Source organism: Anaerolineae bacterium (assembly GCA_011176535.1).
GTDB lineage: Bacteria > Chloroflexota > Anaerolineae > Anaerolineales > DRMV01 > DUEP01.
Window position 1 is genome coordinate 32,917 of record DUEP01000002.1, and the last position, 13,559, is coordinate 46,475.

Sequence of the window (13,559 nt, forward strand, 5' to 3'; positions counted from 1 at the left end):
CACATGCCCTCCGCTCAGGGCGCTGGGTCTTGGAAGGGTTGACGCCAGGGGCTGAGCGGAGGCGCCGCAGTCGAAGCCCCGTCTTGACCGCAAACGCCACCTGGGCGCCTGGCGACTGAAGTCGCAGGTCACGGTTACGAAGTCCGCCTGCGCGGACTCTGAGCCGCCGTAGGGCGGCTTCGCAGATGTGGGTGCAGTTTCAACTGCTGTTTCCATTAAACTGTGGACCCCGCTCCTTAGTTTTACCCATGTCTCGCGGGGCATAACGGACGATTGAGCGCAATGGAGAGATCCCCTCCACTCCCCCCTCTTCCCCCCCTTGTGAAAGGGAGGAGAGGGGGAAGCGAAGCCCGGCCCAGCCGGGCGAAGCAGGGGGAGAGGTGGGGATCCGTCCCATCCACATGAGGTTCGTTTTATGCCCGAGGTCACCATCATCGGCGCCGGGATCGCAGGAGTAAGCCTGGCCTATCATCTGAGCGTACAGGCCGGGATGCGCGATGTCGTCCTGGTGGACCAAGGTGCTCCCCTCAGCCTGACCTCTGACAAATCCACCGAGGCCTATCGTAATTGGTGGCCCGGCCCCGACGATGCCATGATTCGGCTGATGAACCGCAGCCTGGATTTGCTGGAGGAACTGAACGCCGCCAGTGGTGGGCGTTTTGGCCTCAATCGTCGGGGGTATCTTTTCGCCACGGCGGATCCTGCCAGAGTGGACGCCTGGGCCCAAACAGGGCAAGCCGCGGCCCACGGCGGCGCCGGGCCCCTACGATTGCACCCTGGCCCGGACCCCTACATCCCTGCCGTGCCCCAAGGTGCCCATCCTCCCCTCACGAGAGCGGATCTGATCACCGCCCCTGCCCTCATTGCCCGGCATTTTCCTTACCTGGCCCCGGAGACGGTGGCCGTGCTCCATGTCCGGCGGGCTGGGTGGCTTAGCGCACAACAGTACGGTCAATGGATGCTGGAGCGGGCCCGTCAGGCTGGCGTGCAGTTTTTGCAAGGGGAACTGGTCGAGGTGGAAGTGCGGCGCGGGCGCGTGCAGGCCGCGCGTCTGACCGATGGCACGCGCCTCCCCACCGCGCACTTCGTATTGGCCACCGGCCCCTACCTCAAAGCCACCGCCGCCTTGCTGGGCGTCGATTTGCCTGTGGTCTGCGAACGGCACCTCAAAGTGGCGTTCTCCGAACCCCTGGGCGCCCTTCCGCGCGAGGCTCCGCTACTTATCTGGGCCGACCCTCAGCGTTTACCCTGGGACGAAGAGGAGCGCGCGGCTCTGGCCGAAGACCCTGAAGCGGCCTGGCTGCTGGGCGAGTTCCCCGCCGGGGTGCACATTCGTCCCGAGGGAGAAGGCGGCAGCCCAATGGTGCTGGCGTTGTGGGAATACCACACGCCGCGCTACACCCAGCCGCGCTTCCCCGTGCCCGGCGACCCACTTTACCCGGAGATCGTGTTGCGCGGCTTGAGCACCATGTTGCCCGGGATGCGGCCTTACCTGACGCGCCTGCCGCGCCCCACGGTGGACGGCGGCTACTATGTCAAGGCACCGGACAACCGTCCCCTCGTCGGCCCGCTGCCGGTGCAGGGCGCCTGGGTGCTGGGGGCCCTTTCGGGGTTTGGTATTATGGCCTCCCAGGGTGTGGCCGATTTGCTGACGGCCTACCTAATCGGTCATCCGCTGCCCGGCTATGCCGCGGCTTTCGCCCCCGACCGCTTCACCCCGGAGTACCTGGCCCGCTGGGAGGCCAGCGCCGACGCATGGCAATTGTAAGCCAAGCGCGATGCATTTCGACTTGGGAGGTTGCCTGGCATCATCTTGAAATCGAGCGACCGACCAGACGCTTCCTGGGCGCTCCCAAACTCAAGGCGCCTACAGAGCCCGTATCCCCCGCAGAAGTTTTTGGGGTGGCTTAGCCCCCCTCACCCTCAGGAGGCAGGCATGAACGGTCAAACAGAACCTCTGCGCGTCGCTGTCTTCGGCGCCGGTGGCGTAGGTGGCTACTTCGGCGCCCGCCTGGCCGAGGCGGGATACCAGGTCACCTTTATTGCCCGGGGTGAGCACCTGCGGGCCATCCGGGAGCGCGGCCTGCGCGTGGAGAGCATCCGTGGCGATGTGCATATTTTCCCAGCCCAAGCCACCGACGACCCCGCTGAAGTCGGGCCGGTGGACCTGGTGCTGGTCGCCACCAAGGCCTGGCAACTCCCCGAAGCCGCTCTCGCCATGCGTCCCCTGGTAGAGCCGGGAACTGTGGCCCTGCCCCTGCTCAACGGCGTGGAGGCGCCGGAGGCGCTTTCCGCGGCGCTGGGACCGGAGCCCGTGCTGGGCGGATTGTGCAAAATATCGGCCTACAAAGCCGCGCCGGGGCTCATCCGCCATGTGGGCGTCGAGCCTGAAATCGTCTTTGGCGAACTGGACGGTCGCCGCACGCCGCGGGTTGAGCGCCTGGAACGGGTTTTTGCCGCCTGCCGGGGCGTCAAGGTGACGGTGCCGCCCGACATCCGCGCGGCCATGTGGGCCAAACTGACCTTCATCGCCGCCTTTAGCGCCGTGGGCGCGGTGACGCGGGCGCCTGCCGGGGTCATTCGCCGTCTGCCGGAGACGCGTCGCCTGCTGGAAGCCGCCATGCGCGAAATTGTGGCCGTGGCCCAGGCCGTGGGCGTCGCCCTCCCTGATGAAGCCGCCGGGCAGGCCCTGGCCTTCACCGATCGCATGGAGCCCCATGTCACCGCGTCCATGCAGCGGGACATCATGGAAGGCCGGCCCTCGGAACTGGAAGCCCAGGTGGGCGTGGTGGTGCGCCTGGGTCGCCAGGCCGAGGTGCTCACGCCGGTCAACGCATTTCTCTACGCTGCTTTGCTGCCGCAAGAACGGCGCGCGCGGGGCCTGGAGACCTGGTGATGCCGCGCGAGCACACCGCCTTCATCGCCCTGGGCACCAATCTGGGCGACCGCGAGGCAAACCTCCAGGCGGCGCGTGCTGCCTTGCGCCAGGTCGTGTGGCTCACCGGCGTTTCCCCCATCTACGAGACGACCCCCTGGGGCTACACCGACCAGCCCCCTTTCCTCAACCAGGTGGTCATGGGCCTGACGACGCTGCCTCCGCGCGACCTGCTGGCCTTTCTCAAAGCCACCGAGCGCCGGCTGGGACGCCAACCCACCTTTCGCTACGGCCCGCGCGAAATTGACCTGGACTTGTTGTTCTACGACCAGGCGGTCATCACAACGCCGGAACTTACCGTACCCCATCCGCGCCTGCACGAACGGGCTTTTGTGCTGGTGCCCCTGAATGACCTGGCTCCTCACTGGCGGCACCCACTTCTAGGCCGTACCATGGCTGAACTGCTGGCCCAGGTGTCCCGCGGAGGCGTCCGCCGCCTCTAATGCAACCTGCACCTTGCCACCTTTGTCCTGCCTCTTCTGTCTTGCATCCTCTCCTGCATCTTCTATCCTGCATCTTCTATCCTGCAACCCTTATCCCTGTACCTCCAGGAGGTTCCATGCCCCTACACACCCCCGAACTCCCCATTGGCCCCCGTACCTTTCGCTGGGGGGAACGCAGTTACATCATGGGCATCCTGAATGTGACCCCGGACAGTTTCTCCGGCGATGGCTTGCTGAAACGCGCTGACCCCGTGGAGGCGGCGCTGGCCCAGGCGCAGGTCTTTCTGGAGGCCGGGGCCGACATCCTGGACATCGGGGGGGAGAGCACCCGCCCGGGGGCGCAGCCCGTCCCTGTGAAAGAGGAGATCCGCCGCGTGATCCCGGTGGTGAGCGAGGTGGCCCGCCGGTTCCCCCAGGCCGTGATCTCTGTGGACACCTACAAGGCCGCCGTGGCTGAGGCCGCCCTGCAGGCCGGGGCCCATCTGGTGAACGACGTCTGGGGCCTGCGCGCCGATCCCTGCCTGGGCGAGGTGGTGGCCCGCTTTGGCGTCCCGGTGATTTTGATGCACAACCGCAGCACGCCGCAAAACGCCCAAGGGCGGGAGCGCTTAGGCGGGCGCTATGTGGGCGTGGCCTACGAGAACCTGCTGGAAGAGGTGAAGCGCGAGTTACTGGAAAGCGTGGCCCTGGCCCACGCGGCGGGCATCCCCGATGAGCGCATCATCCTGGACCCTGGCATCGGGTTCGGCAAGACGGTGGAACAGAACCTGGAGTTGGTGGATCGCCTGGGGGAGGTGCGGGCCCTGGGGTATCCGGTGCTGTTGGGGCCTTCGCGCAAGTCCTTCATCGGCTACACGTTGAACCTGCCGCCAGAGGAGCGCCTGGAGGGCACGGCGGCCGCAGTGGCCGTAGGCATCGCGCGCGGCGCCGATATCGTGCGCGTGCACGATGTGGCGTTCATGGTACGGGTGGCCCGTATGACCGACGCCATCGTGCGGCGTGGGGGGGAAACCACCGAGGGACGCCCGGGAGGCGCCCCTCGGTGGTCCGCTAAATCAACCGCTTGAGTTCTTTGATGACCCGTTTGGCGATGACCATGCGCTGCACCTCGCTGGTGCCTTCGCCGATGGTCATCAGGCGGGTGTCGCGGTACATGCGTTCCACCGGGTATTCGCGGCTGTAGCCGTAACCGCCGTGGATCTGGATGGCGTTGCGACAGACCCGCTCGGCCATCTCGGTGGCGAAGAGTTTGGCCATGGCCGCCGCGTGGGTGTAGGGCCGCCCTTGTTCTTTGAGCCAGGCGGCGTGATAGATCATCAGCCGCGCGGCATGGATCTCGGTGGCCATATCGGCCAGCATGAACTGGATGGCCTGGTGCTTGGCCAGGGGTTTGCCAAAGGTGTGACGTTCCAGGGCGTAGCGCCGCGCCTCTTCAAAGGCGGCCTGAGCGATGCCCAGGGCCAGGGCGCCAATGCCCACCCGGCCGCCGTCGAGCACTTGGAGCGTCTGATACAACCCACGGCCCACTTCGCCCAACAGGTTTTCCCGCGGCACGCGCACGTTTTCGTAGGTGATGGCGTGGCTGTGGCTGGTCCAGAGGCCCATTTTCTTTTCGGGCGGGCCGATGTACAGGCCGGGGATATCGGTGGGCACGATGATCATGCTCAGGCTTTTGCTGCTGCGCTCGGGCGCCGTGCGCACCAGGGTCACGATGTAGGCGGCGTCGGCCGCGTTGGTGATCCACATCTTGCTGCCGTTGATCACCCACTCGTCGCCGTCCAGTTCGGCTTTGGTCTGCAGGCCCTGGAGGTCCGAGCCGGTGTTGGGTTCGGTGAGCGCCAGGGCGGCCAGGGTGCCTTTTTGGCCGCTGGTGGCCGTGGGCAGGAAGCGCCGCTTTTGCTCCTCGGTGCCGAACATCACGATGGGGGCCAGGCCCAGGCTGTTGTGGGCTGCCACCGTGAGGGCGGTGCCGCCGTCGGCCCAGCCCAGTTCCTCGATGGCGAGGGCCATGCTCACCGCGTCCAGTTCGCTGCCGCCGTAGGCTTCGGGCACGGTCATGCCCAGCAGGCCCAGTTGCTTCCCCCCTTTTTCCAGGGCGGGCCAGATCATTTCGTGTCGTTCACCGAATTCAGCGGCTTTAGGGCGCACTTCTTGCGCCGCAAACTGATGCACAGCGTCACGCCACATGCGTTGTTCGGGGGTCAGGTCAAAGTCCATTTCCTCCTCCGAGGGATAAGGTTGTTGAGAGGGAGGGCTGGTCAGGGATACGCCAGCACCAGCACGCGCCCGTAGTTACGCCATTGACGGGCGAACGCTTCGGCATCGCGCCAGACCAGGTTGGGGTGGGGATGGGCGGAGTCCACAAAGCCCCAGCCTTGCTCCGGGTGGAAGGCGGCCAACACGGCAATGTGCGCCCAGAGGGGACGCCACTGGCCGAAGGCGGCAACAACACCCAGCCCCGTGACAACCCTTCGCGTAGCAGGTGGGGCGGGGCGGCCCAGCGCCACTCGGCGCGCAAGCCGTGTTGTCGCAGGGCGTCCACCACCCCCCAGGGGAAGGTGGCCCAGTTGGGAATGCGACGGATAAAAGGCAGGGGCCCCACCCAACGGGGGCGGTTGAGTTCGCGGGCCAGGGCACGGCCATCCACTCGGCGCTGCGTCAACGCGCTGAGCACCATGGCCGCTGCGAAAGGGCCGCAATGGTTGCTCTGGCCCTGCCATTGATGTGCAGCCAGCAAAGCCGGAAGATGCGGCGTGACGAGGTTGGGGGCCTCAGCTATGTCGTTCAGCGGGTCGGCCCTCCGCCGCCGTGGGCCTGTTTCGGGCGTACCATGCCTTCGGGCACCTCGACCAGCACGGCGTGGCCCTTGACCGTGACCACATCCCCGGCCCAGACCTCGGTCTCGACGACCACCTTGCGCCCCTTGTGCTCCACGATGCGCCCCTTGGCGACCAGTTCCACGCCTTGAGGCGTGGGCTTGAGAAAGTCCACTTTGAGCGAGGCGGTGACGAACCGTGGGGCAGGGTCAGTGTCACCGGGTTTGTGCCCCCGGGCCAGGTAGGCGGCCCAGGCCGCCGCGCCGGTGCTGTGGCAATCCACCAGCGAGGCCAGGAAGCCGCCGTACACATATCCGGGAATGGCGGTGTACTTTTCCTCCGGTCGATACCGGGTCACGGCGATCCCATCCTCCCAGGTCGTCTTGAAGTGATGACCGTGGGGGTTTAGCCGTCCACAACCGAAACACCAGGCTACATCGTCGGGGTACAGGTCTTGGATAAAGAAGTCCATGTTCGCTCCCTCGTCGTGAGTTTCCGAAAGGGGGGAAGCGGGCGCTGAGTACGCCTGCTTTCGACCCTATCGTGCTTTCTTGATTTCTTCCACCGCCTCGGGGTTGACCAGGGCGGAGGTGTCGCCGGGGTCCTGCCCCAGATAAGCCGCCCGGATCATCCGGCGCATCACCTTGGCGTTGCGCGTCTTGGGCAGGTCGCTGACGAAGAGCACAGCTTTCGGGGCCAGGGCCTTGCCCATAGCCTTGACCACCCGCTGCCGCAGCTCCTCACGCAGCACCTCCGAGGGCTCCTCGCCCGGCTTGAGCACGGCGAAGACCACCAAGGCGTTGCCCTTGACCTCGTCGGGGACGCCGATGGCGGCGGCTTCCATCACGGCAGGGTGCTCCACCACCACCGACTCCACCTCTGCCGGCCCCAGGCGCTTGCCGGCGACCTTGATGGTGTCGTCCGAGCGGCCCAGGATGTACCACATGCCGTCCTCGTCAATGGCCGCGAAGTCCCCGTGCACCCACACATTCGGCCAGCGGGACCAGTAGGTGCGGATGTACCGGTCGGGGTCCTTCCAGAAGCCGCGGGTCATGCCGATCCAGGGAGCCTTGATGACCAGTTCGCCCACCTGGTTGCGCGCGGGCTGGCCGTTTTCGTCGAACACGTCGGCGGCAATGCCGGGGCAGGCAGCAGAGAAGGCGCAGGGTTTCAGCGGCAGGATGGGGTTGCCCATGACAATGCCGCCGGAAATCTCCGTGCCGCCGGAGTAGTTGATGATGGGTCGTTTGCCCTCGCCCACTTCCTGGAAGAGCCACATCCACGGATCGGGGTTCCATGGCTCGCCGGTGGAGGCGAAGAAGCGTAGGCTGCTCAGGTCGTGTTTCTTCACCGGTTCGATGCCGTGGGGGATGATGGCCCGCACATAGGTCGGCGAGAGGCCCAGGTGGGTGATTTTGTGGCGCTCCACCAGGGCCCACACCCGGTCCACCTCAGGGTAATTGGGGGCGCCGTCGTAGATGAAGAACGTGGCTCCCAGGAGCAACGCGCCGAACACCAGCCAGGGGCCCATCATCCAGCCCATGTCGGTCATCCACCAGATGATGTCGCCGGGGTGGACGTCGGTGCCAAAGGCCATATCCTGTGCAGCCTTGATGGGGAAGCCACAATGGGTGTGCACCGCGCCTTTGGGCCTGCCCGTGGTCCCCGAGGTGTAAATCACCATGAGCACATCCTCGGCATCGGTGACCTCGGTTTCGGCCTCTTCGGGTTGGAAGGTGACAAAGTCGTGCCACCAGTGGTCGCGGCCTTCCTGTATTTGAACCGTGTTCCCGGCCCGACGCACCACGATCATGTGTTTCAGAGTGGGCACCTGTTTGGCGGCCTTGTCGGCCACGGCTTTCATATCGACAATCTTGCCGCGGCGGAAGAAGCCGTCGGCCGTGATCAGGGCCTTGGCATCGGCGTCCTTCAATCGTGTGACCACGGCGTCCACGCCATAGCCGCTGAACAAGGGCAGGATGATGCCACCGATCTTCGCCACGGCCAGCAGGGCGACCACGATTTCGGGAATCATGGGCATGTAGATACCGACGGCGTCGCCCTTGCCCAACCCCAGGGAACGCAAGGCGTTGGCCGCCTGGTTCACGCGCCGGTACAGGTCGCGATATGTATAAGAGCGGGTCTGTCCACCTTCGCCTTCATAGATGAACGCGACCCGCCCTTCGGTCTCGGTGCCCATGTACTTGTCCAAAAGGTTATGGACGATGTTCATTTTGCCCCCAACGCACCATTTCGGCCACTGAATGCCTCGGGAAAAGTCCACAATTTGGGTGTAAGGCTCGTAAAACTGGATGCCCAGGTATTGCAACACCGCTTCGGTAAACCAGGCGATATCCTCGGTGGAACGGCGCATGAGTTCGTTGTAGTCTTTGATGCCATGTTGCCGCATGAAGGCGGTCAGATGCGCGCGCTCGATGTACTCCGGCGTGGGACGCCAAACGATCTCACCACCAAATTCAAAGGTGCCGCTCATGGTCTCCTCCGTCCGAGTGTGATATGGTCGGTGTGTATATTCTAAGTCCAGATGGCCGAAAAGACAAATTCGGTCAGGGCTTCAGAGGTCTTGGGGGCTGCTTTTTCTGCAGGCGTCGGGGTAACCAGCCGCTGCCAGTAAGCGCGCAAGACTTCGGCATCCTCTTTGGGAACCAGAAAGGTGACCACATCCCCCAAACAGAGCATGGTATCGCCGTGGGGCATGATACCCTCGCCCTGACGCCGAATGTGAATAACCAGGAAGTCCCGCGGCAGGTTTAGCCGGGCCAACCGTTGGCCGATGATGGGCGGCGTATCGGGGGGACCGTGCACTGCAGTTCCACCGTCCCCGGCGGGGCACCCGGCAGCCGCCTGACCAGCAGCCCGCGCCGCACGGTGCCCAACTCGTAGGCGTGGACGAGGTCGTTGCGTTTGACCACGCCCAGCAGGCGATAGGGGTCGTCGCGGGCGGCCATGGGGACGCGAGAGATGTCGCGCGGGGCCATGCGTTGCAGCACGGCCCGCACCGGCTCGTCGGGGTAAACCACCACCACACGCCGGGTGGCGATGTCACGCACCCGCAGGTCTTCGGGCGGCACACTTTCGTGCCCTACCGCACGGCGATAGTCCTCCAGCGAGACGATGCCCCAGAGGCGCCCCTGCTCATCCACCACCGGGAAGCCGTGGGAGTTGGTCTGCAGGAACAGCCCCGCCAGGGCGCGAACGGGGCAGGTCGGGGCTGACCGTAACGGGGTGGGTATCCATCACTTCTTCCACCCGCACGGCGGCCAGCACATCCCCAAACGCCATCCGCCGGATCACCGAGGGGGCAGGGAGGCCACCACTACCGCGTGGCGAACTGTAAAGCGCCGAACTCGGCCAGGATGATTTCCAGGGCGAACATCACCCTGGCGATGGGGGCGTTGAAGTGGCGGCGATTCCTGCCGCTGCCCCACACGCCACCAGGGTGCGAATGCGGCGCTCGCTTTGGTGCATCCATTGGCCGATGGTCGAGCCCAAAGCCGTGCCGATTTGCACGATGGGGCCTTCGCGCCCCACTGAGCCTCCCGAACCGATATTGATGGAAGACGCCAGGGCTTTGATGATCACCACCAGCGGCCGGATACGACCACCGCGCCCAGGCCGCCGCCCAACCCCACAACCAACGCCAGGGTCATCATCACGTGGCTTCATCGGTGACCCATTGGGGAGACCAGAGGCGCGTTTTCCGACCCGATTGTGGCGACATCCGTCCTCCACAAAGTTCATCCCGGCCCGACCTGATTGTATTGTACAACGAGATGAACTTCCGTGCGGGAAAAATATGAGCAGGGCGTCAGTGCCCTGCTCGCTCGAATGCGCATCGAGTGGTGAAAAGGCCCGGAGGTTTACCCCTTGGCGGGCTTTTCCTCTGCTTGCCGTTCTGCCTGGGGCGGAGAAGCGGAAATCAACTGCTGCCAGAAGCGGTTGAGGGCCTCCACATCGCCGTCGCGGGCCAGCAGGGTGACCACATCCCCGGCCTGCAGCACCGTATCCCCGTGGGGCACGATACTCTCCCCGTCCCGATGGATGTGGATGATCAGGAACGCTTCAGGGATGTGCAACTCGGCCAGGGTCTTCCCCACGATGGGAGCGTCGGGTGGAATGGGGAACTGGGCTTCGGCGGTGCCTTTGGGCATGCCAGGCAGATGGCCCAGAGCAAAGCCACGGCGCACCATACCCAGGTCGTACGCACGCACGATTTCGTTGCGCCGCACCAGCCCCAGGAGTTTGCGCGGGTTGTCTCGCGCCACCACCGGCACGCGCGAAAGGTCGCGCGGGGCCATGCGCTGCAACACAGCCCGCACTGGCTCGTCGGGGTAGGCCACCACCACATCCCGCGTGGCGATATCCCGCACTTTCAAATCGGGGGGGATGCTTCCATCGGGCCGGAGGGCGTTGCGGTAGTCCGTGATGGAGACGATGCCCCACAACTCGCCTTTCTCGTCCACCACCGGGAAGCCATGGGAATTGGTCTGTAGGAACAGGCCGGGCAACGCCTGCACGGGCAGGTCGGGGCTGACCGTGACCGGTTTGCGGTCCATCACCTCCTCCACCCGCACGGTGGACATGATGTCCACATCCCGCCCGCGGAACAGGTGAATGCCCCGGCGGGCCAGTTTGAGGGTGTAGATGGATTCGTGGTGGAGGTGTTCGGCCAGGACCATGCTGACCACCACGGAGGCCAACAGAGGGAGCAGAATGCGGTAATCGTCCGTCATCTCAAACACGATCATCACCGCCGTGAGCGGAGCCCGCGCCGCGGCCGCGAAGACGGCCGCCATCCCCACCGTCGCGTAGGCGCCCGGCCCGGAAATCCATTGGGGAACTAAGGAGTGCAATAACCAGCCGAATGCCCCTCCGGTCATCGCGCCCATGAACAGGGAGGGGGCAAACACCCCACCGGAGTTCCCCGAACCCAGGGTGAGGATGGTGGCCACCAGTTTCAGTACCAGCAAAGTAACCAGCAGCCACACCGACACCTCGCCCAACAGCGCCGCCTGAATGCTGGGATACCCCGAACCGTAAATCTGCGGCATCCCGGCCAACAAATCCCGGGCGTTGAGGCTCAGTTGCTCCGTCGGGACGCTCCCGCGGAGCAGGTAGGGATACCCAAAGCCCACAACCCCCATGATCACGGCCCCCGCGGCCGGCTTCAGCGCATCGGGGAAGCGCCAGTTGTCGAACAGGTCCTCCATGGCATAGAGCGTCTTGATAAACGCCACGCCCACCAAGGCCGCAATCAACCCCAAACCAAAATAAGCGATGATTTCCCACGGGCCAGCGAGGACATACGAAGGCACCGAAAAGGCCGGGCGTTCTCCCAAGAAGGCCCACGAAACGGTGGCGGCGGTCACCGCCGAGAAGATCACGCTGGCCAAGTCTTCCAGCGAAAGTTCCCCGAGAATGATTTCCAGTGCAAAGAGCACGCCAGCGATGGGCGCGTTGAAGGTGGCGGCGATACCCGCCGCCGCACCGCAGGCCACTAAGTTGCGGATGCGCGACTCGGAGAACCGCAGCCATTGACCGATGGTGGACCCCAGGGCGGCGCCGACCTGGACGATAGGCCCTTCGCGCCCGGCCGAGCCCCCCGAACCGATGCAGGCTGCCGACGCGCCCACCTTGGCCACCACCACCACGGGCCGAATGCGACCACCTCGCAGAGCAATGGCTTCCATCACCTCCGGCACGCCGTGCCCTTTCGCCTCATGGGCCACATAGGCGATAATGGGCCCAGCGACCAAGGCGCCCAAAACCGGTCCCACGATGTACCAGCCCCGCCCTAAATCGGGTAGCATGCCTGGCAACACGGCATAAAGCAAATGAGTCACCCACTCGATGAGCCGGATGAAAAACACAGCACCCAACCCGGTACCCAAACCGACCAAGAAGGACAATGTGAACATCACCGGGGTGCGAGAAGGCTGCAGGCGATCTAGCCAACGCGCCATGGGGTTGGGAGCACAACCAGTTGCAGGCATCGCCCTTTCTCCGCGTGAAGAGATGGCGTGTCGTCCATAGGGGCGATCACGCAGAGGATGTGCAGTCAAGCGGCCTCTATTTTACTACGCGCCAAGGGTTCCCTTCCACTCCAGATTCGTATAAAATGGGAGGGCAGCGGCGCGTTTTGCGGAAATCCCACGCGCCCTTTCGGCAAGTTGACTTTTAGAACATCTGTGCTAAAATAAGGGCACTTCACCGGGAGGATAGGCTATGGCACGAAAACCAGACAACGGCACGGAAGACCCCCGGCGCGCGGTGCTGGAAGGCGCGCTGAGAGAAATCACCAAACGCTTCGGGGAAGGTGCCATCATGCGCCTGGGCGAGGCGCGCCATTTGCAGGTCGAGGCCATCCCTACTGGGGCGTTATCCCTGGACATCGCCCTGGGCGTCGGGGGCATCCCCCGGTCGCGGATCACCGAAATCTACGGCCCCGAATCTTCTGGCAAGACCACCCTCTGCCTGCACATCGTGGCCGAGGCTCAAAAACGAGGGGGCGTGGCCGCCTATGTGGACATGGAACACGCTCTGGATCCGGCTTACGCGGAGCGCATCGGCGTCAATGTGGACGAATTGTTCATTTCCCAACCGGATACCGGGGAACAGGCGCTGGAAATCGTTGAAACCTTGGTGCGCTCCGGCGCTGTGGATGTGGTGGTGATCGATTCGGTGGCTGCTTTGGTGCCGCGGGCCGAAATCGAGGGCGACATGGGCGACGCCACCATGGGCATGCAGGCGCGCCTGATGTCTCAGGCGCTGCGCAAACTCAGCGGGGCCATCGCCCAGACCCGCACCGCTGTCATCTTCACCAACCAATTGCGCCAGAAAATCGGCGTGCTCTTCGGCAATCCGGAGACCACCCCCGGCGGCATGGCGCTGAAGTTCTACGCTTCGGTGCGCATGGACATCCGCCGCATCCAGAGCATCAAGGTCGGCTCGGAGATCATCGGCAACCGGGTGCGGGTGAAAGTGGTGAAGAACAAAGTCGCTCCGCCTTTCCGCCAGACAGAATTCGACATCCTTTACAACGAAGGCATCTCCCGGGAGGGCGACCTGCTGGACCTGGCCACCAACCTGGAGATCATCACCAAACGCGGATCGTTCTACTCCTACGGGGATCTGCGCCTGGGTCAGGGGCGGGAGAACGCCAAGACCTTCCTGCGACAAAACCCCGACCTGGCTGCCGAGATCGAGATGGCCGTCCGGCAGTGGTATGTGGAGCAAGAACTTTTGCCGCCCTCGGCGCTCCCCGGCGGGGCAGAAGAGGCGTAAATCGCACCTTGGCACGGGCGTCGAGGACAGCGGGGAACGCCCCGCTGTCCTTTTTGCCCG

General features: G+C 64.7%; 12 protein-coding genes and 1 pseudogene. 5 read left to right on the forward strand and 8 right to left on the reverse strand.

What is annotated here, in order from left to right:
* The first annotated feature begins 415 nt into the window (after window positions 1-415).
* The 4 genes from G4O04_00470 (at window position 416) to folP (ending at window position 4,445) form a co-directional block, all read left to right on the forward strand.
* Window positions 416-1,768, forward strand: coding sequence for an FAD-binding oxidoreductase (locus tag G4O04_00470; GenBank protein ID HEY57026.1), 1,353 nt, complete (start codon window positions 416-418; stop codon window positions 1,766-1,768).
* 168 nt (window positions 1,769-1,936) lie between these two features.
* Window positions 1,937-2,896, forward strand: coding sequence for a 2-dehydropantoate 2-reductase (locus G4O04_00475; GenBank protein ID HEY57027.1), 960 nt, complete (start codon window positions 1,937-1,939; stop codon window positions 2,894-2,896).
* A complete protein-coding gene (gene folK / locus G4O04_00480) occupies window positions 2,896-3,378 on the forward strand; it encodes a 2-amino-4-hydroxy-6-hydroxymethyldihydropteridine diphosphokinase (GenBank protein HEY57028.1) in 483 nt (160 codons plus the stop codon). Before G4O04_00475 ends, folK begins: the two co-directional genes overlap by 1 nt.
* A 116-nt stretch (window positions 3,379-3,494) precedes the next feature.
* Entirely contained in the window at window positions 3,495-4,445 is a 951-nt protein-coding gene (gene folP, locus G4O04_00485) for a dihydropteroate synthase (protein ID HEY57029.1), read from the forward strand.
* Here the strand turns inward: folP and G4O04_00490 are convergent.
* From G4O04_00490 to G4O04_00525, 8 genes and pseudogenes are all read right to left on the reverse strand, one after another.
* Window positions 4,429-5,595, reverse strand: coding sequence for an acyl-CoA dehydrogenase (locus G4O04_00490; protein ID HEY57030.1), 1,167 nt, complete (start codon window positions 5,593-5,595; stop codon window positions 4,429-4,431). The genes folP and G4O04_00490 overlap by 17 nt on opposite strands.
* Window positions 5,596-5,636: 41 nt before the next feature.
* The gene (locus tag G4O04_00495; GenBank protein ID HEY57031.1) at window positions 5,637-5,885 is read right to left on the reverse strand and encodes a hypothetical protein; all 249 of its coding nucleotides are present in this window, start codon (window positions 5,883-5,885) and stop codon (window positions 5,637-5,639) included.
* Between the two features lie 277 nt (window positions 5,886-6,162).
* Window positions 6,163-6,666: a PaaI family thioesterase gene (locus G4O04_00500; GenBank protein HEY57032.1), complete on the reverse strand. Its 504-nt coding sequence runs from the start codon at window positions 6,664-6,666 to the stop codon at window positions 6,163-6,165.
* 66 nt (window positions 6,667-6,732) lie between these two features.
* The gene (locus tag G4O04_00505) at window positions 6,733-8,604 is read right to left on the reverse strand and encodes an AMP-binding protein (protein ID HEY57033.1); all 1,872 of its coding nucleotides are present in this window, start codon (window positions 8,602-8,604) and stop codon (window positions 6,733-6,735) included.
* A gap of 125 nt (window positions 8,605-8,729) precedes the next feature.
* Window positions 8,730-9,020, reverse strand: a complete 291-nt coding sequence (locus G4O04_00510) for a hypothetical protein (GenBank protein ID HEY57034.1) — start codon at window positions 9,018-9,020, stop codon at window positions 8,730-8,732.
* On the reverse strand, window positions 8,966-9,358 hold the full coding sequence (locus G4O04_00515) for a CBS domain-containing protein (GenBank protein ID HEY57035.1): 393 nt from the start codon (window positions 9,356-9,358) through the stop codon (window positions 8,966-8,968). The genes G4O04_00510 and G4O04_00515 overlap by 55 nt, the downstream gene beginning before the upstream one ends.
* A gap of 173 nt (window positions 9,359-9,531) precedes the next feature.
* A pseudogene (locus G4O04_00520) lies at window positions 9,532-9,956 on the reverse strand (hypothetical protein).
* Window positions 9,957-10,075: 119 nt separating this feature from the next.
* Window positions 10,076-12,178, reverse strand: coding sequence for a CBS domain-containing protein (locus G4O04_00525; GenBank protein HEY57036.1), 2,103 nt, complete (start codon window positions 12,176-12,178; stop codon window positions 10,076-10,078).
* A 262-nt stretch (window positions 12,179-12,440) separates the two neighbouring features.
* On the opposite strand from G4O04_00525, the gene recA reads away from it, so the two are divergent.
* The gene (gene recA, locus G4O04_00530) at window positions 12,441-13,499 is read left to right on the forward strand and encodes a recombinase RecA (GenBank protein HEY57037.1); all 1,059 of its coding nucleotides are present in this window, start codon (window positions 12,441-12,443) and stop codon (window positions 13,497-13,499) included.
* Window positions 13,500-13,559: the final 60 nt, after the last annotated feature.